At 63.8% G+C, this 22071-nt stretch carries 17 protein-coding genes; 14 read left to right on the forward strand and 3 right to left on the reverse strand.

Features of this window, described 5'->3' with window-relative positions:
- The first annotated feature begins 83 nt into the window (after window positions 1-83).
- The 5 genes from ABD791_RS04130 to ABD791_RS21230 all read left to right on the forward strand — a co-directional run bounded on the left by ABD791_RS04130 (window position 84) and on the right by ABD791_RS21230 (window position 5989).
- Entirely contained in the window at window positions 84-1760 is a 1677-nt protein-coding gene (locus ABD791_RS04130; RefSeq protein WP_345062542.1) for a DUF885 domain-containing protein, read from the forward strand.
- 11 nt (window positions 1761-1771) lie between these two features.
- Window positions 1772-2485: a DUF4166 domain-containing protein gene (locus tag ABD791_RS04135; RefSeq protein WP_345062544.1), complete on the forward strand. Its 714-nt coding sequence runs from the start codon at window positions 1772-1774 to the stop codon at window positions 2483-2485.
- A complete protein-coding gene (locus tag ABD791_RS04140) occupies window positions 2482-3480 on the forward strand; it encodes an epimerase (protein ID WP_345062546.1) in 999 nt (332 codons plus the stop codon). The genes ABD791_RS04135 and ABD791_RS04140 overlap by 4 nt, the downstream gene beginning before the upstream one ends.
- A gap of 119 nt (window positions 3481-3599) precedes the next feature.
- Window positions 3600-5057: a 30S ribosomal protein S1 gene (gene rpsA / locus ABD791_RS04145; protein WP_345062548.1), complete on the forward strand. Its 1458-nt coding sequence runs from the start codon at window positions 3600-3602 to the stop codon at window positions 5055-5057.
- Between the two features lie 731 nt (window positions 5058-5788).
- The gene (locus ABD791_RS21230; RefSeq protein WP_425562216.1) at window positions 5789-5989 is read left to right on the forward strand and encodes a pentapeptide repeat-containing protein; all 201 of its coding nucleotides are present in this window, start codon (window positions 5789-5791) and stop codon (window positions 5987-5989) included.
- A 94-nt stretch (window positions 5990-6083) separates the two neighbouring features.
- Here the strand turns inward: ABD791_RS21230 and ABD791_RS04155 are convergent, their stop codons facing one another.
- Complete coding sequence (locus tag ABD791_RS04155; RefSeq protein WP_345062550.1) at window positions 6084-6905, reverse strand: alpha/beta fold hydrolase; 822 nt, start codon at window positions 6903-6905, stop codon at window positions 6084-6086.
- A gap of 38 nt (window positions 6906-6943) precedes the next feature.
- A complete protein-coding gene (locus ABD791_RS04160; RefSeq protein ID WP_345062552.1) occupies window positions 6944-7657 on the reverse strand; it encodes an alpha/beta fold hydrolase in 714 nt (237 codons plus the stop codon).
- Between the two features lie 140 nt (window positions 7658-7797).
- Here ABD791_RS04160 and ABD791_RS04165 point away from each other — a divergent pair, with 140 nt between their 5' ends.
- From ABD791_RS04165 to ABD791_RS04190, 6 genes are all read left to right on the forward strand, one after another.
- Window positions 7798-8676, forward strand: coding sequence for a helix-turn-helix domain-containing protein (locus ABD791_RS04165; RefSeq protein WP_345062554.1), 879 nt, complete (start codon window positions 7798-7800; stop codon window positions 8674-8676).
- Window positions 8677-8705: 29 nt separating this feature from the next.
- Window positions 8706-9920, forward strand: a complete 1215-nt coding sequence (locus ABD791_RS04170) for a low temperature requirement protein A (RefSeq protein WP_345062556.1) — start codon at window positions 8706-8708, stop codon at window positions 9918-9920.
- A 9-nt stretch (window positions 9921-9929) separates the two neighbouring features.
- Window positions 9930-10691: a class I SAM-dependent methyltransferase gene (locus ABD791_RS04175; RefSeq protein WP_345062558.1), complete on the forward strand. Its 762-nt coding sequence runs from the start codon at window positions 9930-9932 to the stop codon at window positions 10689-10691.
- Window positions 10692-10701: 10 nt separating this feature from the next.
- Complete coding sequence (gene coaE / locus ABD791_RS04180; RefSeq protein ID WP_345062560.1) at window positions 10702-11325, forward strand: dephospho-CoA kinase; 624 nt, start codon at window positions 10702-10704, stop codon at window positions 11323-11325.
- Window positions 11326-11445: 120 nt separating this feature from the next.
- Complete coding sequence (gene cls / locus ABD791_RS04185; protein WP_345062562.1) at window positions 11446-12918, forward strand: cardiolipin synthase; 1473 nt, start codon at window positions 11446-11448, stop codon at window positions 12916-12918.
- Window positions 12919-12929: 11 nt separating this feature from the next.
- A complete protein-coding gene (locus tag ABD791_RS04190; protein ID WP_345062564.1) occupies window positions 12930-14390 on the forward strand; it encodes an ATP-binding protein in 1461 nt (486 codons plus the stop codon).
- Between the two features lie 57 nt (window positions 14391-14447).
- Here the strand turns inward: ABD791_RS04190 and ABD791_RS04195 are convergent, their stop codons facing one another.
- On the reverse strand, window positions 14448-15428 hold the full coding sequence (locus ABD791_RS04195) for an aldo/keto reductase (protein ID WP_345062566.1): 981 nt from the start codon (window positions 15426-15428) through the stop codon (window positions 14448-14450).
- Window positions 15429-15586: 158 nt separating this feature from the next.
- Here ABD791_RS04195 and ABD791_RS04200 point away from each other — a divergent pair, with 158 nt between their 5' ends.
- The 3 genes from ABD791_RS04200 (at window position 15587) to uvrA (ending at window position 22068) form a co-directional block, all read left to right on the forward strand.
- Complete coding sequence (locus tag ABD791_RS04200; protein ID WP_345062568.1) at window positions 15587-16492, forward strand: helix-turn-helix domain-containing protein; 906 nt, start codon at window positions 15587-15589, stop codon at window positions 16490-16492.
- Window positions 16493-16555: 63 nt separating this feature from the next.
- Window positions 16556-18622 carry an excinuclease ABC subunit UvrB gene (gene uvrB, locus ABD791_RS04205; RefSeq protein ID WP_345062570.1) on the forward strand — a complete coding sequence of 689 codons (2067 nt, stop codon included), beginning with the start codon at window positions 16556-16558 and terminating at the stop codon, window positions 18620-18622.
- A 581-nt stretch (window positions 18623-19203) separates the two neighbouring features.
- The gene (gene uvrA, locus ABD791_RS04210; protein WP_345062572.1) at window positions 19204-22068 is read left to right on the forward strand and encodes an excinuclease ABC subunit UvrA; all 2865 of its coding nucleotides are present in this window, start codon (window positions 19204-19206) and stop codon (window positions 22066-22068) included.
- The last annotated feature ends 3 nt before the right edge of the window (window positions 22069-22071 follow it).

Consider the following 22071-nt stretch of genomic DNA (forward strand, 5'->3'; position numbering starts at 1 on the left):
AACAAGCCGTCGTCGACCATCGCTGCCGTTGCGCAGGAGGCCACGTCCCGCACCGGGTGTGACGGCTGTCCTAGGCTGAACCCATGAGCAACGACATTCAGCGCACTCCCACCGCGATCGACCAGATCGCCGAAGACTGGGTCGACACCCTCGTCGAACTCGACCCCACCATCGGCACCTACATCGGGCGCACCGAGGTCAATAACCGTTTCGGCGATTACTCGCCGGCCGGTCACGCACGCACGGTTGAAGAGATCAGCCGAGTGATCGCGAAACTTGATGCCGCATCCGCCGTCGACGACGTTGACGTCGTCACCAAGACCGACCTGCGCAGCAGCCTCGCCCTCGAACTCGAGAGTGCAGAAGCCCAGCTGCAGCTGCGTGATCTCAACGTGATCGCGTCGCCGGCCCAGGGCATCCGCGATGCGTTCGATCTGATGCCCACCGACACGGAGAGTGACTGGGAGACGATCTCCCAGCGCCTCGCCGCACTGCCCGCCGCAGTGGACGGCTACATCGAGACGTTGCGGCTCGGCATCGAACGCGGTGTCACCCCGGCCAAGCGCCAGGTGCGCGAGGTCATCGAGCAGGCCAGGCGCACCGCCGCCGCCGACGGATTCTTCGGAACCTACGCCGCGACAGCCCGTCTCGAGTCGGGAGACATTCCGGCGTCGTTGGCCGCCGACCTCGAAGCCGGTGCGCGCGTGTCGGCCGAGGCCTATGACACCCTCGCTGCGTTCCTCAACGACGAGCTCGAGCCCGCCGCCACCGAGAAGGATGCCGTCGGCCGCGAGATCTACGAGCTTGCCTCCCGAAGCTTCCTCGGCGCAAAGATCGACCTTGACGAGACCTACGAGTGGGGGATCGAAGAGCTGGCCCGCATGGTCGAGGAGCAGGAGAGCATCGCCGACCAGATCAAGCCGGGCGCCAGCGTGCTCGAGGCCATCGCAGTGCTCGACGCCGACCCCGCGCGCAAGCTGTACGGCACCGACGCACTGCAGAAGTGGATGCAGGAGACCAGCGACAAGGCTGTCGCTGAGCTCTCGGCCACCCAGTTCGACATTCCCGAAGAGATCCGCCGTCTGGAATGCATGATTGCCCCCACTCAGGAGGGTGGCATCTACTACACCGGACCCACCGATGACTTCTCGCGAGCCGGACGCATGTGGTGGTCGGTGCCCGTCGGCGTCACCGAGTTCGACACCTGGCGCGAGCTCACCACGGTCTACCACGAGGGAGTTCCCGGCCACCATCTGCAGATCGGCCAGGCCGTGTACAACCGCGCCACGCTCAACACCTGGCGCCGCCAGCTCGCGGGCACCTCAGGTCACGCCGAAGGCTGGGCCCTCTACGCCGAGCGCCTGATGGAACAGCTCGGCTACCTCGACGACCCGGCTGACCGCCTGGGCATGCTCGACGGGCAGCGGATGCGCGCCGCCCGCGTCGTGCTTGATATCGGTGTGCACCTCGAGAAGCAGCTGCCAGACGGCTCAGGACCCTGGACCAGCGAGTACGCGTTCGACTTTCTCGGGCAGAACGTGAACATGAACGACGGCTTCGTGAAGTTCGAGGTGAACCGTTACCTCGGCTGGCCGGGCCAGGCACCCTCGTACAAGGTCGGCCAGCGCATCTGGGAGCAGCTGCGTGACGCCTGCCAGGAGAAGGAGGGCGCATCCTTCTCGATCAAGGACTTCCACAAACGCGCTCTTGACCTGGGCGGTGTCGGGCTCGACACCTTGCGGTCCACTCTGTTGAAGTAGCGGCGGCTGCCGTGTCGGGGGATCCGCAACAGCCAGGTCCGCAACAGCCACATCCGCAGCATCCGGGCCCGCAGCATCCGGTGCCGACCGAACGTCAGTCGCCATATGAGACGATCTGGCGCGGACTCCCCGACACCCTGCACCCGCGCCTGCGGGACTATTGCGGGGTCATCCCGCCCGGGCATCACGGCTCCGGGCACGGCAGTTTCGATCGCGTGGGCACCCCGCGCCGATGGCTCTGGCCCCTTCTGTGGCTGTTCGGCCGGCCGGATGTGCTGTTCCCCGGCTGGTATCAGGGTGTCCCGTTCACGGTGATCAACCGGCCGACGCGCTCTCCGCGTGGGGCTCCCGCCGTCGCGGCATCCCGCACCTTTCAGTTCACAACCGGTGACCGCACTATGATCGACGCGATCACCGCAGAGCCGGCTCCGATCGGACTTGTCGACTACCTCGGCGCGCGTCGCCGGCTGCGCGCAACGCTTCGCGCGAGAGTTGTCGATGGCGCGATGCACCTCGATTCAACCGCCGTTGCCCTGCGGATCGGCCGGCGTTGGCTGACGCTGCCGCATCGATTGTCACCGCGCGTCGCCCTGATCGAACGCTTCGATGATGCCGAAGCAGTGCAACGCGTGCCGCTCACCCTCACCGCTCCACTGATCGGTACGGTGTACGAGTATGCGGGGGCTTTCAGCTATGAGATCCGCGAGGGGGATGGCTCAGAATGACTCACCGTATCGGGACTCAGCGTGTCGTGATCGCGGGCGGTTCAGGCTTCATCGGGCAGTACCTGGCCGAGGCGTTTCGCGCCGACGGCGCGGAGGTCACGATGATCGGCCGTTCGGGACCCGACGCCCGCTGGGGCGACACCGCCACGATCACTCGACTGCTCGACGGTGCAGATCTGCTGGTCAACCTGGCCGGCAAGAGCGTGAACTGCCGGTACACCCCGAAGAACCGCGCCGAGATCATGCGGTCCCGCATCGAAACAACGCGCGAACTGGCCGCCGCCATCCGGGCCTGCGCGAGCCCGCCGCCCCTCTGGGTCAACTCGTCGACGGCCACCATTTACCGGCACGCCGAAGATCGTCCGATGACCGAGCAGGCGGGCGAGATCGGCACCGGTTTCTCGGTGGGCATCGCCACGGCGTGGGAGCAGGAACTCTTTGCCGGTGAGCTCCCCGGCACCCGCCGGGTCGCACTCCGCATGGCGATCGTGCTCGGCGATGGCAGCGCGCTGATTCCACTGATCCGCCTGGCTCAGGTCGGCCTCGGTGGCTCGCAGCTCGACGGGCACTGGCCATCAACGCAGGCACGACGGGCGGCCGGCACCTTCCATGAGCGACGCGCACTGGGCGGAAGCCAACGATTCAGCTGGATCCATATCGACGACGTGCTGGGCATCATCCGTCACCTCGTCGATCACGACGACATCGACGGCGTCATCAACGCCGCAGCTCCAGAACCTGAAGACAATAAGCGGATGATGGCGGCCGTTCGCCGCGCTGTCGGCGCACCGCTCGGCATTCCGACACCGCGTTGGATGCTGGAAACCGGGGCCGCGATGATTCGCACCGAAACTGAGTTGGTGTTGAAAAGTCGCTGGGTGATTCCGGAGCGAATCGTGAGCAGCGGCTATGAATTCTCGTACCCGAATTTGGAGCCGGCGCTCACCCAGATCGTGCACAATCGCGGCTTGCCGAAGGCGCGGCCAAACAGCTAAGCTTGAACGTCACGTTCGTGACGAACTATCCGCTGCTAGTGCGGAGCAAACCAGGCCGTTGAATTCGACGGTTCTGTCTGTGCTGGCCCGATATCTGTCCATACTGGAGCAACTACTACATGACAATCGCAACGACCGACAGGGCACCCAAGCAGGTCGCCATCAATGACATCGGATCTGCTGAAGACTTTCTTGCCGCGGTCGAAAAGACGCTGAAATTCTTCAACGATGGAGACCTCATCGAGGGTACCGTCGTGAAGATCGACCGCGACGAGGTTCTCCTCGACGTGGGATACAAGACCGAGGGCGTCATTCCCTCCCGCGAACTTTCCATCAAGCACGACGTTGACCCTTCCGAGGTTGTCAAGGTCGGCGACTTGGTCGAGGCTCTTGTTCTCCAGAAGGAAGACAAAGAAGGCCGCCTCATCCTGTCGAAGAAGCGTGCTCAGTACGAGCGTGCATGGGGCGACGTTGAGAAGATCAAGGATGAAGACGGTGTTGTCACCGGTTCCGTCATCGAGGTTGTCAAGGGTGGCCTCATCGTTGACATCGGTCTCCGTGGCTTCCTTCCCGCCTCGCTCATCGAGCTGCGTCGCGTTCGCGACCTGACCCCGTACCTGGGCCAGGAAATCGAAGCGAAGATCCTCGAGCTCGACAAGAACCGCAACAACGTCGTTCTGTCGCGTCGTGCGCTGCTCGAGCAGACCCAGTCTGAGAGCCGCACCACGTTCCTCAACAACCTCCAGAAGGGACAGGTCCGCAAGGGCATCGTCTCGTCGATCGTCAACTTCGGTGCGTTCGTCGACCTGGGTGGCGTTGACGGTCTGGTTCACGTTTCAGAACTCAGCTGGAAGCACATTGAGCACGCCAGCGAGGTCGTCGAGGTTGGCCAGGAAGTCACCGTCGAGATCCTCGAGGTCGACCTGGAGCGCGAGCGCGTCTCCCTGTCGCTCAAGGCAACGCAGGAAGACCCGTGGCAGGTATTTGCCCGCACCCACGCCATCGGCCAGGTTGCACCGGGTAAGGTCACCAAGCTCGTTCCGTTCGGCGCGTTCGTTCGCGTTGCCGAGGGAATCGAAGGCCTGGTTCACATCTCCGAGCTCTCCGGCAAGCACGTTGAGCTGGCCGAGCAGGTTGTCTCCGTCGGCGACGAGGTGTTCGTCAAGGTCATCGACATCGACCTCGAGCGTCGCCGCATCTCGCTGAGCCTCAAGCAGGCCAACGAGGGTGTCGACCCCGAAGGCACCGAGTTCGACCCGGCGCTCTACGGCATGCTCACCGAGTACGACGACCAGGGCAACTACAAGTACCCTGAAGGCTTCGACCCGGAGACCAACGAATGGCGTGAGGGCTTCGAGACCCAGCGCGAGAAGTGGGAGCAGGACTACGCTGCAGCCCAGGCTCGCTGGGAAGCTCACAAGAAGCAGGTTGCTTCGGCAAACGACGAGGTCATCGCTGTCGGCGACGTCGCGTCTGCTGCTGGCTCCACCTTCTCGAGCGAGACCGCCGGCGCCGGCACGCTTGCCGACGACGAGGCTCTCGCCGCACTGCGCGAGAAGCTCTCCGGTGGCAACTAACACCACGGCAACTAGCACCACGGCAATGAGTCAGTTGAACGCCTGCTCCACGGAGTAGCGTTCTTCGAACTACAGCGTCACTGAACAGATTGGCCGGGCCCTTCGGGGTCCGGCCAATCTGCGTCTAACGAGCGTATTGAGCGAGCAACCGTGTGCAACGCAGAATGGCGGTCGGCTAGTCTGACACCAGTGCCAATTCATATTTCTCTGTGACCCAGAGTCCTTCCCGTAGTTTCAGTTCGCTCCGAATCAGTGCGACTCGCACCGGAGCGGTGATTCAGTGCGCCTGTGCAGGGAACTCCATCGTGAGTTCCCCGACGCACCAGCCATCTCCTGAACTCACTACTGAAAGCGCACATTCACATGACATCGTCGAACCCGTCCGAGTCCATATCTTTTGCCGCCGGCCCGTCTCCCACTGGCCGACTCTTGCTTCGTCCTGACTGCGGCAACTGCTTCGCCCTGTGCTGCACAGCCTTCGGATTCTCGCGTTCTGCAGACTTTCCCGTCGACAAGCCAGCAGGCTCACCCTGCTCGAGCCTCGCCTCTGACTTCTCCTGCACGATCCACGACAGCTTGCGACCGCGGGGATTCCGCGGCTGCACGGTCTTTGACTGCTTTGGGGCGGGACAGCAGGTGTCGCAGATACTGTTCGCCGGCACGAGTTGGCTCGACAATCCGGACAGCAAAGACGAAATGTTTTCCGCGTTCGCTGCCGCGCGGCAACTGCGTTGGGTGCGGACCTTCTCGGCGCAGACCTGCGGGATGCGCGGCTCGCCGGAGCCGATCTCTCGAAAGCGCTGTACCTGACTCAGCCGCAGATGAATGCGGCGCGAGGCGATCAGCACACACGGCTGCCGTCTGATCTAGAGGCGCCTTCGCACTGGGGCGGTCGCCCCGTCGGCGGAATGGAGGATGCTTCCCTCGAGTGAAGGAGGCGACAGTACTACTCCGCCCGCGCGGTCATGGTCAATGACCGCGCGGGCGGAACGCTTCGGTGCCGATCGGCCCCGGTTTCGAACCGTGCTACTTCGCGATGAACGCGAGGATGTCCTGTCCGAGCTCCGCCTGGTACGCACCGTAGATGCCGTGCGGGGCGCCCGGGTACACCTTGAGCGTGCCGTCTGTGACGAGTTCAATTGACTTCAGCGCGGCGTCGCCCACAGGAACGATCTGGTCGTCATCGCCGTGAGCGATGAAAATCGGCACGTCGAGGGCGGCGAGGTCCGCGGTGAAGTCGGTCTCAGAGAAGGCCTCGATGCAGTCGTAGGCGGCCGCGAGATTGACGAGCATGCCCTGGCGCCAGAATTCGCGTTTCGCACCCTCGGAGACGGTGCTGCCATCACGGTTTGCGCCGAAGAACGCCTCGGTCAGATCGATGTAGAACTGCGACGCGTCTGCAAGCACCCCGGCACGGATGCCGTCGAACACCTCGATCGGGAGGCCGTCTGGATTGCTCTCAGTTTTCACCATCAGGGGCGGAACCGCGCCGGCGGTGATCACTTTGGCGACGCGGCCGACGCCGTGCTGAGCGGCGTAACGCACGACCTCCCCGCCACCGGTGGAGTGACCGATGACGACGAGGTTGGTGAGGTCGAGGTGCTCCACCAACTCGGCGAGGTCACGGGCGTAGGTGTCCATGTCGTTGCCGTTGTACGTCTTCGACGAACGGCCGTGGCCGCGGCGGTCGTGAGCGATGGCGCGGTAGCCGTGATCGGCGAGGAGTTTCACCTCCACCTGCCAGGCATCCGACGACAGTGGCCAGCCGTGGCTGAGAACGACGGGCTGACCCGCGCCCTGATCGGTGTAGTAAAGCTCGGTTCCGTCCGAAGTGGTGAAGTACGGCATGGTTTCTCCTTGAGAGTGAATGGAGCGGATGGTGTGGGTTAGGACAGGTGAGCGAGGGCTTCGACGATCACGTCGGCAACGGCTTGAGGGTTCGACACCATCACGGAGTGTGAGGCACCGTCGATTTCGACGGTTTTCAGCGAGCCGGCCCGCTCGGCCATGAACCGCAGGCCCTCGACGGGGATGTTCTTGTCGCCGGTACCGAATACGAACCAGGACGGCAGCGTCTTCCAGGCGGAGATCTCGGCAGGCTGAGGCTCGCCGAGGGCGAAGTCACGGATGGGGCGCTGTGTGGCCGCAGCGATCTTTGCCTCTGTGACCGGCACGTCGCCGGCGAACTGGTTCGGGAAGAGCGCCCGGTCGACGATGAGGTCGTGGGTGCCGTCGCCAAGCGGGTAGGGGCGAACAGTGTCGCCGAGTGTGCTGCCTGGGAACTGGCCGGTGAGGCCGAGCGAGGTCTCACCGTGTTCCGGCGCGAATGCGGCGACATAGACCAGGCCAGTGACGACTTCACTGCCGACGGCTGCCTCTGTGATGACGGCACCGCCGTAGGAGTGGCCGACCAGGAGCACCCGACCGCCGATTGATTCGACAGCACGCCGCACGTTTTCGGCATCCGTGGTGACACTGCGCAACGGGTTGGGGGTCGCAATGGCGGCGACGCCCTGGGATTCCAGCGCGGCGATGACGCCGGTCCAGCTTGACGATTCGGCGAATGCGCCGTGGACGAGGACGACGGTGGTGTCGGTCATGATGATCTCTTCTCAAATTGCGCGCTACGGTCGGTGGTGTCAATAATTCCGTTCGGCTTCGCTGCAGGGCTCGGGATTCGGAAATTGCGAAGAAACGGTTCGCCTGTGGTCAACTACAGACCAGGCAAAGGTGGTTAGAGATGTATCTCCCGCAGGCAACACGCGAACAGACCGGTTTCTCGTCGGCCGTCGCAACGGTCGTGAAAAGCAAAGCGCTCGGGCCAGTGCACCTGGTGCACACCAAGGCGCCCACTCCCGGCAGCGACCCATTTGCCGGGTACACGGATCCGGGCGATGCTCTGGTGTGGGCTTTCATCACGGATGGCGCGATCGTGTGCAAACGTGCGTACAACGATCTCGAGAACCATGCCGGCAACATGAACATGAACCATATGCCGCGGCTCAGCGGATTTCAGATGACGCCAGATTTTCGTGCGCTATCGATCCGGATGGATCGCCAAGCGATCGGGCTCAGTTCCGAAGACATCGACGCAATCGCTCGCACGGTCTTTCCGCTCACTGAGGGACTGCCCCTGATGATCGGGTCGATCGCGTCACAAGCCATGAAGATGAACACCGAACTCGGTCCCGCCTCCGGAGCCGCACTGGCTCATTCGATCCTCGAGCTCACGACCGCGTTCGTCGACGATTTTCTCGGCCGACACTCCGCGCCAGAGACCATCCGCCGCAACCTGGTGACTGAAGCGCGACACCACGTCGACCTCTACTCCAGAAGCCCCTCGCTGACCGCGGCATCCGTCGCGGATGCACTGCAAGTGTCGGCCAGAACACTCCAGAAGGCCTTCGAAGCCGAGGAGCACACCCTGACCCGCTCGATTCTCGAGAGCAGGCTGACGCGCGCCAGAACTCTCATGGAGCGTGACCTCATGCGTGCGCTTCCCGTGAGCGACATTGGAGTCCGAGCTGGATTCTCGTCTGCCTCGGCCTTCAGCCGGTCCTTCAGTGCCCGCTTCGGGCTCTCTCCCCGTGAGTGGCGGAACGCACAACCTGGCCAGTGAGACGTTCAACTGCTCCGTATGCTGTGTGGATGATGTCTGAAGCTGACCGGCCCCATCGTCGGTTGCGCGTGCGAATGAGAGCTCGTGCGACGGATGAGCCGAACCGCGCATCGAGCCAGCTTGAGCTTCTCTTCGACCTGACGTTTGTTGTCGCTGTCGCGAGCATCACCGCCCAACTGGCGCACGGAATCGCCATCGGACACGGCGTGCAGACGATCGTGCCGTTCTTGCAGGTGTTCTTCGCCATCTGGTGGGCATGGATGAACTTCACCTGGTTCGCCTCGTCATTCGACACCGACGACGTGCCGTATCGCCTGCTCACAATGCTGCAAATGGGTGGTGTGCTCCTTCTGGCAGCCGGCGTGCCCGCTGCATTCAATGACGGCGACTTTCTGGTCGTGACACTGGGTTATCTCGTCATGAGGATCGGCCTGATCGCCCAGTGGGTGCGTGCGGCCGTGGAAGACCCGAGCAGCCGTCGAACCGCGTCGCGCTACGCGATCGGGATCGCTGTCGTGCAGCTCGGATGGATTCTGCGACTGCTGTTGCAGGAGTCAGGTCTGCTGCCCGCGCAGTTCCAACTGGCCGCGTTCGTCGCCCTCGCCATTCTGGAACTTCTCGTTCCGATCTGGGCCGAACGTCACGGCCACACGAACTGGCACCCGCATCACATCGCAGAGCGCTACGGCCTCTTTGTGATCATTCTGCTCGGTGAGAGCGTTTTGGCAGCCTCGACGGGCGTGGCGGCGTCGTTGGATTCCGGGGGACTCAGCGGAGCTCTGATCACCATCTCGGTGGCCGGGCTGGTGATACTTTTTGCACTCTGGTGGATCTACTTTCTGGAACCCACCGGGGAGGGGCTGTCGACGAACCGGGAGAAATCGTACTTCTGGGGATACTCGCACTACGCCGTTTTCGCGTCGCTGGCCGCACTCGGCGCGGGACTCGAAGTCGCGGTTGAACAGACCGGCCACCATCTCGACGTCCCGGCACTGGCTGCAGCGTTCGGCGTCGCGATTCCGGCCGGCCTCTTCCTGCTGTTGTTCTGGGCGGTCCATCGGCCGATCGTTGCGCACCCCGTCGTTCGTCCGTCAGTGATTCTGCCCGCGGCGGGGGCGGTCCTGGCATTGCCACTGAGCGTGCACCTGATCGGGGTCGCCGGCGTCGTTGCAGTGATCGCCGTCGTTTGCACGCTGGTGGTAGCGGTGACGATCTGGAGGCGCGCAGGCGCACACAACTCGTAGGCTCGAGGCATGCAAGAAGGACGCCTCCACGCTCACGCCGATTCGTTCAAGGCCGGTGCCGACGGATACGACGCCCACCGACCGTCGTATCCGCGTGAGGCGGTCGCCTGGCTGGTGGGTCACGTCGGCGTTGCTCAGAACATTGACGTTGCAGACATCGGTGCGGGCACAGGCAAGCTCACCGGACTCCTCCTCGAACTCGGCGCACACGTCGTGGCGGTGGATCCGTCAGCGGACATGCTGCGGGTGCTGCATCAGCATTTTCCGGCAGTGCGCGCGGTCGAAGGGTCGGGGGAGCGCATCCCTCTTCCCGACTCATCGGTCGACCTGGTGACTTTCGCACAGGCCTGGCACTGGGTCGATATCGACGCAGCAAGCGCCGAGGTGCTGCGTGTGCTCCGTCCGGGCGGCCGACTGGCCCTGATCTGGAACAGCAGGGACGAATCGGTGCCCTGGGTGCGCGATCTCTCCCGCGCCATGAACTCGGGACAACACGCCGCCGGTGCTTTCAAACCGATAGTAGGTGCTGGGTTGGCGGTGCTCGACCAGCGCGTGGACCGGTGGGTGCAGGAGACGACGCGTGATGGCATCCGGAGCCTGGTGACGACGCGCAGCTACTACCTCGTGGCCAGCGTTGCGGAGAAGGAGACGCTGCGCCGACGCGTCGACGCGGTGCTCGACGCCCACCCCGAAACGCGGGAAGACCCGGTTCATTTGCCGTATCTCACCGAAATCTGGATCGCGGCGCCGACGAGCAGAGCCGACAGCTAGCATTGCAGGCGTGTATCTGATTGGACTCACCGGCGGGATCGCAGCAGGCAAAAGTACCGTCGCCACGCGGCTCGTCGAGCACGGTGCCGTGCACATCGACGCCGACAAACTCGCACGGGCAGTGGTCGAACCGGGCACTCCCGGGCTGGCCGCCGTCCGCGAGACTTTTGGTGACGGCGTGATCAGGGCCGACGGCAGCCTTGACCGCGCGGCGCTGGGCGCTCAGGTCTTCAGCAACCCCGCCGAGCTGGACAAGCTGAACGGCATCGTGCATCCGGCGGTGCGCGCGCTCTCCGACTCCCTCATCCGAGACGCAGCGGCCGACCAGGACGTCGTCGTCGTCTATGACGTTCCACTGCTCGTTGAGGCGAGCACGGCCCAGCCACATGCGCATCCCTTCGACCTCGTCGTCGTCGTGCACGCCAGCGAAGAGACTCGGTTGCGTCGCATGGTTGAGCTGCGGGGAATGAGCGAGACGGATGCCGCGAATCGCATTAATTCACAGGCCACCGATGCTGAGCGGCTGGCCGTCGCCGACGTCGTCATCGACACCGACGGCTCGCTCGATGACACGCTGGCCCAGGTGGACGCGCTCTGGACTCGGGTTCGCGCAGCGGTCGTCAGCGCCGGCTAGACCGAGAGATTCGGCTCCCCGAAAAGTTTTAAGTTCCGCGCGGGCCCAACTACTGGCATACTCCTGACAATCCTGCGCGCGGCGCTCAAGCCACACGTGGGCCGTGCAGAGGGGATACCCGTGATCAGTGACCCGACCGCGATCGTCGGCGGTATCCTCGTGCTCCTGGACCTGGCCATCCGCATTACAGCGCTCATCATCGTGCCGCGCGACCGTAAGCCCACGGCCGCAATGGCCTGGCTCCTCGCCATCTTTCTCATTCCGTTCATCGGCATCATCCTGTTTCTCCTGATCGGCAACGTCGCGCTTCCGAAGAAGCGTCGTGAGAAGCAGGCGGAGCTCAACCGACTGATCGCCCAGCGGGCCGATGGACTCGATCTGGCACCAGACCGCTCCACTTGGCCCGACTGGTTTGCGTCGTTGGTGCGTCAGAACGAAGCGGTGGGAGCTCTGCCGGCAGCGGGGGGCAACACCGCCCAGCTGTTTGGCGACTACCAGGGCTCGATCGACGCGATGGCCCTGGAGATCGATCAGGCGACTCGTTTCGTGAACGTGGAGTTTTACATCGTGTCGTTCGATGCGACGACGCGGGGGTTCTTCGCCGCGCTGGAGCGCGCGGTACAGCGTGGTGTGACGGTGCGCCTCCTCGCCGACTACGTGGCTTCCCGGCGGGTGGCCGGTCACGATGAGACCTTCGCCGAACTCGACCGAATCGGGGCGAAGTGGAGCTACATGCTGCCGGTGCGCCCGTTGAAGGGGGAGTACTCGCGCCCCGACCTGCGCAATCACCGCAAGCTCGTCATCGTCGACGGGCTTGTCGCATTTGTGGGATCGCAGAACCTCATCGACCGCAGCTACAACTCGCCGAAGAATATCGAGCGCGGGCTCAAATGGCAGGAACTCGTGGCACGTGTCACCGGCCCGATCGTGACGGCGACGAATGCTGTATTTCTGTCGGATTGGTATCTGGAGTCCGACGAGCTCCTCGGCGAGGAGGCGAATCTGCGGGCAGTCGATGTGCCGGCGGACCCTTCGGCGGATGCCCTGGTCTGCCAGGTCGTGCCGAGTGGACCTGGCTACGACGAAGAGAACAATCTGCGCCAGTTTCTCACGCTGGTCACCTCGGCACAGCGCAAGGTCATCATCACGAGCCCCTACTTCGTGCCGGATGAGGCAATGATGTACGCGATCACCTCAGCGTGTCAGCGTGGCCTGGATGTGCAGTTGTTCGTGTCGGAGATCGGCGATCAGGGGTCGGTCTGGCATGCCCAGCGCTCCTACTATCGGCCGCTGCTGCGTGCGGGAGTGACGATCTGGCTCTACCCGGCCCCGTTCATTCTGCACTCGAAGCATCTCTCGATCGACGACGATGTGGCGGTGATCGGGTCGAGCAACATGGACATCCGTTCGTTCGCCCTCAACTCGGAGGTGACCCTCCTCGTGCGTGGAGCCTCATTCGTGGCGCAGATGCGGGCCGTGGAGCAGGGCTATCGCGACGCCGGTCGCGTGTTGACCCTCGAGGAATGGGACAGGGAGCCGGCGAAGGCCACATTTCTCGACGGCGTTGCCCGACTCACCTCGGCCCTGCAATAACCGGCAGCCCCATGAATGCGTCGGAACCGACCCTGCTCGCGACAGCCGCCTCGCTCGACGGACGGCACTTTCAGTTCGTCGGCGTGGACGACGAATCAGCGAACCCCGGCGACTTCGTCACGGTTCACTCTGCCGGCACTCCGATCCGGGTCGGACAGATCGAAGACGTGACGTTGACCATGGGCTCGGCCCCGAGAGGCTCCGGCCGGGTGATCGGCGAAGTGAACGCCGAAGGTCGACTCGACACGCGCAGCACCCATGGTTTCTTCTCGGCCGAGCTGCGGCGGGCCGATCCGGGCACCATCGACCTCCTCTATCCTGACTCGGCCCCGACCGTGGGGATCGGCACGGTGCTGACGACCGGCGACGTCTCCGCCCGGCTGTTCGCGCGTCGGTTCAACCGGCACACCTTTTGGTGCGGGCAGAGCGGATCAGGCAAGACCTACGCGCTCGGCGTTGTGCTCGAACAGCTCCTCATTCACACTCGGCTGCCGATGGTCATTTTCGACCCGAATGCCGACTTCGTTCGGTTGCATGAGCTGAGTGACCGTGCGGTACCGGCGTCAACTGATGCCATGCGAATTGACGCCGAGCGAACGGATGCCGACGCCAGGTCGACCGGGCGCGCGGCGCTGGCCGCTCGCGACATCCGGGTGCTGCGGCCTTCCTCGGCCGACCCCGACTCACTGCGGGTGCGGTTCACCGACCTGCCACTCCGGGGCAGGGGAGCGGTTCTTCGCCTGGATCCGTTGGACGACCGGGCAGAGTTCAACGAGCTGGCCCGCCTGGAAGAAACCGTCGGCACGCTTGGCCCCGACAAGATCGTGCCAACCCTCCGAGCACAGGGCACGACGGCTGCCCATGCGTTGGCCGACCGGATCGAGAATTTGAGCATCACCGATTGGGGCGTCTGGGCGGGAGGATTTGAAGCGGTGACCGACGTCATCGACTCGCGTCCCGACGCGACGGTGCTTGACCTGGGCGGTTTCAGCTATCCGGACGAACCGCTCGTGGTGGCGATGGCGGTGCTCGACGACCTCTGGGCGAAACGCGAACAACGGCGTCCGGTGCTGATCGTCATCGACGAGGCACACAACCTCTGTTCGCCTGAGCAAGACAGTCCGTTGCACAACGCGGTACGTGACCGGATCATTCAGATTGCGGCCGAGGGCAGAAAGTTTGGGCTCTGGCTTCTGCTGTCGACGCAGCGACCGTCCCGTGTGCATCCGAGCATCATCTCGCAATGCGACAACCTCGTCGTGATGCGGATGAGCTCGCCCGTCGACCTCGACGAACTCGCCACGATCTTCGGTTTCGTACCCGCCGCCATGTTGGCCAGGTCGCCACGCTTTCAGCAAGGAGAGGGGCTGTTTGCCGGCGGGTTCGTGCCGACCCCCACCCTGGTCGCGATGGGGAATCGCCTCACCAGAGAGGGCGGCGCCGACGTCGACGTCCCTCTTCGGGCAGGGTAATCGTCGGTCACCACAGCCGACTGTCGGCGGCGATGGTGTGTTGAGTTCGCCCGGGAATCAGCGGTCGATCGAGGCCATGCTGGCCTCGTCGTGGCGTTCTCCTGAGGCGGGACGGAGCGAGTCCAGCCGCTTCAGCTGGTGCGCGGTGAGCTCAATGCCCTCGCTGGCAGTGTTCTCCTCGACTCGGGAGACCCGGCGGGTTCCGGGGATCGGGGCGATGTCATCGCCGCGGCTCAGCAACCACGCGAGCGCGGTCTGTGCCGGGGTCGCGCCGATCTCGGCACCGATGGACTTCACCTCGTCGACGATTGCGAGGTTGCGGCGAAAATTTTCGCCGATGAATCGCGGATTTGTCTTGCGCCAGTCGGTGTCAGCGAAATCGTCGACGGTGTGGATTTGCCCGGTGAGGAGTCCGTGGCCGAGCGGCGAGTAGGGCACGAAGCCGATGCCGAGCTCACGCAGCAGCGGCAGGATGTGCTCCTCCACGTCGCGAGTCCACAGCGAGTACTCCGTCTGCAGCGCGGAAACCGGCTGCACCGCATGTGCCCGACGGATGGTCTCCGGAGAAGCCTCTGACAAACCGAAATGCAGAACCTTGCCCTCGGTGATCAGGTCAGCGACGGCGCCGGCGGTCTCCTCGATCGGAGTGGTTCGGTCGAGCCGGTGCTGGTAGTACAGGTCGATACGGTCGGTGCCGAGGCGTGTGAGGGATCCTTCGACGGCGGCCCTCACGTTCGCCGCGCTGCTGTCGGTCACGCCGGGACCGCCTCCGGAATGCGAGACCAGGCCGAACTTGGTCGCGATCACGACGTCGTCCCGGCGGCCCTTGACCGCCTGGCCGACGATTTGTTCGCTCAGGAACGGGCCGTAGATCTCCGCGGTGTCGATGTGGGTGACCCCGAGTTCGAGCGCCCGGTGGATCGTGCGGATCGACTCCGCGTTATCCAAAGCGCCCTCAGTGGTGTACGTGCCGGCCATGGTCATTGTGCCGAGGCCGATGCGGGAGACCGTGAGGTCTCCGAGATGTGCGTTCTTCATTAAAATGGTTCCTCTTCTCGGCGGGATCCGATCCTGTGCTTGATCGAATCGTCGTATGAGATCCAGTCAACGGGTCTTCATGAATGCGAGGGAGTCCCTTCTTGTGGGGTTAATGCCAGTGCCTCCTTGGATCTGACCGCGTGACATAGGTTGGGGTCATGGATATCCGGAATGAACTCCGTGAGTTCCTGACCTCACGTCGGGCCAGACTCACCCCCGACCAAGTAGGTCTGCCCGACTTCGGCGGCCGACGACGTGTTCCCGGGCTTCGCCGCGAAGAAGTCGCCCTGATCGCGGGGATCAGCGTCGAATACTACGTGCGCTTGGAGCGCGGCACCTTCGCCGGCGTCTCCGAGGCCGTGCTCGGAGGCATCAGCAGGGCCCTCCAACTCAGCGACGCTGAGCGCTCACACCTTGACGATCTGGTGCGCGCCGCCAATCAGGACGTCCACCCGCAACGCGGTCGAGATCGCACCAAGGCGCAACAGGTTGCCCCCGGAGTCCAGCAGCTGCTCGATGCCATGGACAATGTGCCTGCATTCGTGCAGAACGGACGGCTCGACGTCATCGCCACCAACCGGCTCGGGCACGCCGTCTTCTCCGAAATGTACGTTCAGCCGCACAGACCGGTGAACTTTGGCCGATTCCTGTTCCTCGACCCCCGCTCCGAGGAGTTCTACCGCGAGTGGGATGACGCCGCTTATCAGACTGTCGCTCTGCTTCGGACTGAAACGGGCCGCACACCGCACGACCGCACTCTCAGCGACCTCGTCGGTGAGCTCTCCACCCGCAGCGAGCAGTTCCGCGCGCTCTGGGCATCCCACGACGTCCGCGAACATCGGACCGGAGTCAAAGCCATCACCCACCCGGTCGTCGGTGACCTCGATCTCAGCTTCGAGGCGATGGATCTCACCTCAGACCGGGGGCTTCTGCTCGTCGCGTACACCGCCGAACCCGGTTCGCCGTCGCATGACGCACTCAAGCTACTCAGCATCTGGGCGGCAACCAACGACCAGCTGGCCAACGCTCAAAACGTCGACAAGAACGGCGCAGAAAGCGGCTGAGCGCCGCGGCATCCGCGATGGCGACCACAGCTGACTGTCGGCGGCGGTTTGTAGACTGGGGCAATGGAACCAACGCGCTCCGTTCATCCGTTCGAGGTCATCAGCGAGTACACCCCAAGTGGTGACCAGCCCGGCGCAATCGCCGACCTTGCCGCCCGAATCAACGCCGGCGAAACCGATGTCGTGCTGCTCGGCGCGACAGGTACCGGCAAGTCGGCGACGACCGCCTGGCTGATCGAGCAGGTGCAACGCCCCACGCTGGTGCTGGCCCACAACAAGACTCTGGCGGCGCAGTTGGCCACCGAGTTTCGTGAACTGATGCCGAACAATGCCGTCGAGTACTTCGTCTCGTACTACGACTACTACCAGCCTGAGGCGTACGTTCCGCAGACCGACACCTTCATTGAAAAAGACTCCTCGGTCAACGCCGAAGTGGAGCGCCTGCGACACTCCACCACCAACTCGCTGCTCAGCCGCCGCGACGTCATCGTCGTGTCGACGGTGTCGTGCATCTACGGCCTCGGCACGCCGGAAGGCTACCTCGAGGCGATGATCGCCCTGCAGGTCGGCCAGCGCATCGACCGCGACTGGCTGATTCGCAAGTTCGTCTCCATGCAGTACCAGCGCAACGACGTCGACTTCTCCCGCGGCAACTTTCGGGTGCGCGGCGACACCATCGAGATCATCCCGATGTACGAAGAGCTCGCCATCCGCATCGAGATGTTCGGCGACGAGATTGAAGCGCTCTACAGCCTGCATCCGCTCACCGGTGACATTGTGAAGAAACTCGACGCCGTCTCGGTTTTTCCCGGTTCGCACTACGTCGCCAATAACGACGTGATGCAACGCGCGATCGTCACCATCAAAGAAGAGCTCGAAGAACGACTCGAGCAACTCGAACGCGAAGGCAAGTTGCTCGAAGCGCAGAGACTCCGCATGCGCACCACGTTTGACCTCGAAATGATGGAGCAGATCGGCTTCTGCTCTGGCATCGAAAACTACTCGCGGCACATCGACGCTCGCAACCCGGGGGAGGCCCCGCATTGCCTGCTCGACTATTTTCCCGACGACTTTCTCGTCGTCATCGATGAGTCTCACGTCACAGTGCCGCAAATCGGCGCGATGTACGAGGGCGACTCCTCGCGCAAACGCACCCTCGTCGACCACGGCTTCCGGCTGCCGAGCGCGCTCGACAACCGCCCGCTCAAGTTTGGCGAGTTCAAGAATCGCGTCGGCCAAACCGTCTACCTCTCGGCAACGCCCGGCAAATACGAGATGGGCATCGCCGATGGCATCGTCGAGCAGATCATTCGCCCAACCGGGCTGATCGACCCCGAAGTTGTGATCAAGCCCAGCGCCGGGCAAATCGACGACCTGCTCGAGGAGATCCGCCTCCGCACCGACCGCAACGAACGCGTGCTCGTGACAACTCTGACGAAGAAGATGGCTGAAGAACTCACCGACTTCTTCACGGAGGCCGGGGTGCGAGTGCGCTATCTGCACTCGGATGTCGACACGCTGCGCCGCGTCGAGCTTCTGTCGGAGTTGCGAGCCGGCATCTACGACGTGCTCGTCGGAATCAACCTGCTCAGAGAGGGCCTCGACTTGCCGGAGGTCTCCCTGGTCGCCATCCTCGACGCCGACAAAGAAGGCTTTCTGCGATCGTCGACCTCGCTCATCCAGACCATCGGTCGTGCGGCTCGAAACGTGTCGGGCGAGGTGCACATGTACGCCGACCGCATCACCCCGTCGATGGCGCATGCCATCGAAGAAACGAACAGGCGGCGCGAGAAGCAGGTCGCCTACAACACGCTTCACGGCATCGACCCGACGCCGCTGCGCAAGAAGATCGCCGACATCACCGACATCCTCGCGCGCGAAGAAGCCGACACGGCCGAGCTTCTGGCCGGGCGTGACAAGCGCAAGAAGAGCCCGACGCCGAACCTGCGCCGGCAGGGGCTGGCCGCAAACGGCGCCAACGATCTCGAATCGATCATCTTCGACCTCAACACGCAGATGCTCGAGGCCGCGGGGGAGCTGAAGTTCGAGCTCGCCGCACGGTTGCGCGATGAGGTCTCTGAACTCAAGCGGGAGCTGCGTCAAATGGAGAAGGCCGGGCACCTGAACTAACCGGCTTCAGCTCGCTGCCTCAGCGTGGAGTGAGACCGGCGTTGGCGCAGTTCAGCTGACACGACAACAGCTCGCGGCACGCGTCCGTGAAGCTGGCACGTTGTCTACCGAGTGCCCGCTTCGTAAACACGTGCCGTGAAGGGAAAGTCGGTACCGATCTCGACGCGAGGGCGACGCGAGGACGGCCGGTGCGCAGCCTGGGCGAGGTGTATCCCGGTGGGCGCGGGATGGAGCGCGCGCCAGCGGGGATAAACCTCGCCGGGATGGTTCAGGGCTATGAAAACGGCGCGCGCAGTTCGCGGCATGTGTTTGCGAAGCCGGCACGTGTCTCAACGTGTGCCCGCTTCCCATACATGTGCCGCGAGCCAGCCCGTCGGTCGAGCCTGTCGAGACCTGGTGGGCCGACCTCGAGACCGGCTCGCCGGATCTCGACAGGCTCGATCACCGAACAGGCTCGATCACCGGATGCGGCTCCACCACAGGGTGCGGCTCGATCACCGTCCGGAAAGATCGAACATATGTTCGCTCAGAGCGCGTGTCGGACCAGGCATTTCGGAGGCAGCACTGCATAGACTCGACGAGTGTCAATTTCGAAGGTAAACGGGTCCAAGCTCAGCGTGCGCGGCGCACGTGTGCATAATCTCCATAACGTCGACCTGGAGATTCCTCGTGACTCTCTCGTCGTCTTCACCGGGCTCTCGGGTTCTGGCAAGTCGTCGCTCGCCTTCGACACCATCTTCGCCGAAGGTCAGCGTCGCTATGTTGAGTCGCTGAGCGCCTACGCCCGGCAGTTTCTCGGCCAGGTCGACCGGCCAGACGTCGACTTCATCGAGGGCCTCAGCCCCGCGGTGTCGATCGACCAGAAGTCGACCAACCGCAACCCGCGCTCCACTGTCGGCACGATCACCGAGATCTACGACTACATGCGTCTGCTCTGGGCGCGCATCGGCGTGCCTCACTGTGCCATCTGCGGCGAGACGATTCAGTCGCAGACTGTGCAGCAGATCGCCGATCAGCTGATGGAACTCGAGACCGGCACCCGTTACCAAATCCTCAGCCCCGTCGTCTCGCAGAAGAAGGGCGAGTTCGTCGACCTCTTCAGCGAGCTGGCCGCCAGTGGATACTCCCGTGCGGTCGTCGACGGCACCCAGATTCAATTGAGCGAGCCGCCGACGCTGAAGAAGCAGCAAAAGCACGATATCTCGGTCACCGTCGACCGCCTCGTCGCCGGCCCCGAGTTGCTCGGGCGTCTGACCGACTCCCTCGAGACCGCCCTCAAACTCACCGATGGCCTGGTGCAGATCAACTTCATCGACCGCGAAGGTGATGAGGCCTGGCAGAGCTTCTCCGAGAAGCTCTCCTGCCCGAACAACCACCCGGTGCAGCTGACCGAGATCGAACCGCGCACCTTCTCGTTCAACGCGCCGTTCGGCGCCTGCCCCGAGTGCTCGGGGCTCGGCACCCGCATGTCCGTCGACCAGGACCTGCTGCTCGGCGATCCGGACCTCAGCATCGCCGAAGGCGTTGTGCTGCCCTGGACGACGCAGGGCAAGGGGCTCTTCCAGTACTACGAAAAACTTCTCGACGGTCTCGCCCGCGACCTGGACTTCTCGTTGAACACGCCGTGGAAAAAACTCAGCCCCGAGGTGCAGAACGCTGTGATGCGCGGCGACAACTTCGAAGTCAAGGTGAAGTGGAAAAACCGCTACGGCCGCGAGATGAGCTACACCTCCGGCTTCGAAGGCGTTGTTCCCTACATCGAACGCCAGTACCTCCAGGCCGAGACCGACACTCAGCGGCAGCGCTGGGCCGAATACCTCCGCGAGGTCAACTGCCCCGTCTGTGACGGCACGCGGCTGAAGCCAGAAGTGCTGGCCGTCACCGTCTACGACGCGAGCATCGCGGATGTCTGCGCGCTCAGCCTGAGCGACGCCCGTGAGTTCATGGACACGCTCACGCTCACCGATCGCGAGGCGGCCATCGCCGCGCAGGTGCTGCGCGAGATCAAGGCGCGCCTCGACTTCTTGATCAGGGTCGGCCTGAACTACCTCAACCTCGCTCGGGCAGCAGCCACGCTGTCGGGCGGCGAGGCGCAGCGCATCCGGTTGGCCACCCAGATCGGATCCGGTTTGACCGGAGTGCTTTACGTTCTCGACGAGCCGAGCATCGGCCTGCATCAGCGCGACAACCGCCGCCTGATTGAGACCCTCGTCGCGCTGCGCGACCTGGGCAACACCCTGATCGTCGTCGAGCACGACGAAGACACGATTCGCACGGCGGACTGGATTGTCGACATCGGGCCGGGCGCCGGCGTCAACGGCGGTCACGTGGTGCACTCCGGCTCCTACGATGACCTGCTCGGAAACACGAAGTCGCTCACCTCCGACTATCTGTCGGGGCGCAAGTCGATTGAGACCCCGAAGACACGTCGCCCGCTCGATCCCGAACGCGAGATCAAAGTGACAGGGGCTGCGGCGAACAACCTGCAGAAGGTGTCGGTCACCTTCCCCCTCGGCACATTCACCGCCGTCACCGGAGTCAGTGGTTCCGGCAAATCATCGCTGGTCAACGACATCCTCTATCGGGTGCTGGCCAACCAGCTGAACGGCGCCCGCAAGCTGCCGGGCAAGCACAGCCGGGTGACGGGGCTCGACCACCTCGACAAGGTTATTCACGTCGACCAGGCCCCGATCGGGCGCACGCCGCGCTCGAACCCGGCCACTTATACCGGTGTCTTCGACCGCATCCGCAACCTATTCTCCGAGACGATGGAGGCGAAGGCCCGCGGCTACCTGCCCGGCCGGTTCAGTTTCAACGTCAAGGGCGGGCGCTGTGAGGCCTGCTCTGGCGACGGCACCATCAAGATCGAGATGAACTTCCTTCCCGACGTCTACGTCGCCTGCGAGGTGTGCCAGGGTGCGCGGTACAACCGTGAGACGCTGACCATCCACTACAAGGGCAAGAACATCGCCGAAGTACTCGACATGCCGATCAGCGAGGCAGCCGAGTTCTTCGAACCGATCTCAGCCATCCACCGATACCTCAAGACGCTCGTCGAGGTCGGCCTCGGCTATGTGCGTCTGGGGCAGAGCGCCACGACGCTGTCGGGCGGCGAGGCACAGCGGGTGAAGCTGGCGACCGAACTGCAGCGACGCTCGAACGGGCGCAGCGTCTACGTGCTCGACGAGCCGACGACCGGTCTTCACTTCGAGGATGTGCGCAAGCTCCTGCTGGTTTTGAACAGCCTGGTCGACAAGGGAAACACCGTGATCGTGATCGAGCACAACCTCGACGTGATCAAGTCGGCCGACTGGGTGATCGACCTGGGTCCGGAGGGCGGCTCCGGGGGAGGGCGTGTGCTCGCCACCGGCACGCCAGAACACATCGCCACTGTCAAGAAAAGCCACACCGGCACCTTCCTCAAGGAGGTTCTCGCCGCGAACTAAGCG

The sequence above is a fragment of the Glaciibacter kafniensis genome (assembly GCF_039538945.1).
Classification (GTDB): Bacteria; Actinomycetota; Actinomycetes; order Actinomycetales; family Microbacteriaceae; genus Cryobacterium; species Cryobacterium kafniensis.

Excerpts from the sequence above, each read along its gene's own strand:
- ABD791_RS04130 (WP_345062542.1), top strand. The coding sequence starts at position 84 with ATGAGCAACGACATTCAGCGCACTCCCACCGCGATCGACCAGATCGCC.
- ABD791_RS04140 (WP_345062546.1), top strand. The coding sequence starts at position 2,482 with ATGACTCACCGTATCGGGACTCAGCGTGTCGTGATCGCGGGCGGTTCA.
- rpsA (WP_345062548.1), top strand. The coding sequence starts at position 3,600 with ATGACAATCGCAACGACCGACAGGGCACCCAAGCAGGTCGCCATCAAT.
- ABD791_RS04155 (WP_345062550.1), bottom strand. The coding sequence starts at position 6,905 with ATGCCGTACTTCACCACTTCGGACGGAACCGAGCTTTACTACACCGAT.
- ABD791_RS04160 (WP_345062552.1), bottom strand. The coding sequence starts at position 7,657 with ATGACCGACACCACCGTCGTCCTCGTCCACGGCGCATTCGCCGAATCG.
- ABD791_RS04165 (WP_345062554.1), top strand. The coding sequence starts at position 7,798 with ATGTATCTCCCGCAGGCAACACGCGAACAGACCGGTTTCTCGTCGGCC.
- ABD791_RS04170 (WP_345062556.1), top strand. The coding sequence starts at position 8,706 with ATGATGTCTGAAGCTGACCGGCCCCATCGTCGGTTGCGCGTGCGAATG.
- ABD791_RS04175 (WP_345062558.1), top strand. The coding sequence starts at position 9,930 with ATGCAAGAAGGACGCCTCCACGCTCACGCCGATTCGTTCAAGGCCGGT.
- ABD791_RS04190 (WP_345062564.1), top strand. The coding sequence starts at position 12,930 with ATGAATGCGTCGGAACCGACCCTGCTCGCGACAGCCGCCTCGCTCGAC.
- ABD791_RS04195 (WP_345062566.1), bottom strand. The coding sequence starts at position 15,428 with ATGAAGAACGCACATCTCGGAGACCTCACGGTCTCCCGCATCGGCCTC.
- ABD791_RS04200 (WP_345062568.1), top strand. The coding sequence starts at position 15,587 with ATGGATATCCGGAATGAACTCCGTGAGTTCCTGACCTCACGTCGGGCC.
- uvrB (WP_345062570.1), top strand. The coding sequence starts at position 16,556 with ATGGAACCAACGCGCTCCGTTCATCCGTTCGAGGTCATCAGCGAGTAC.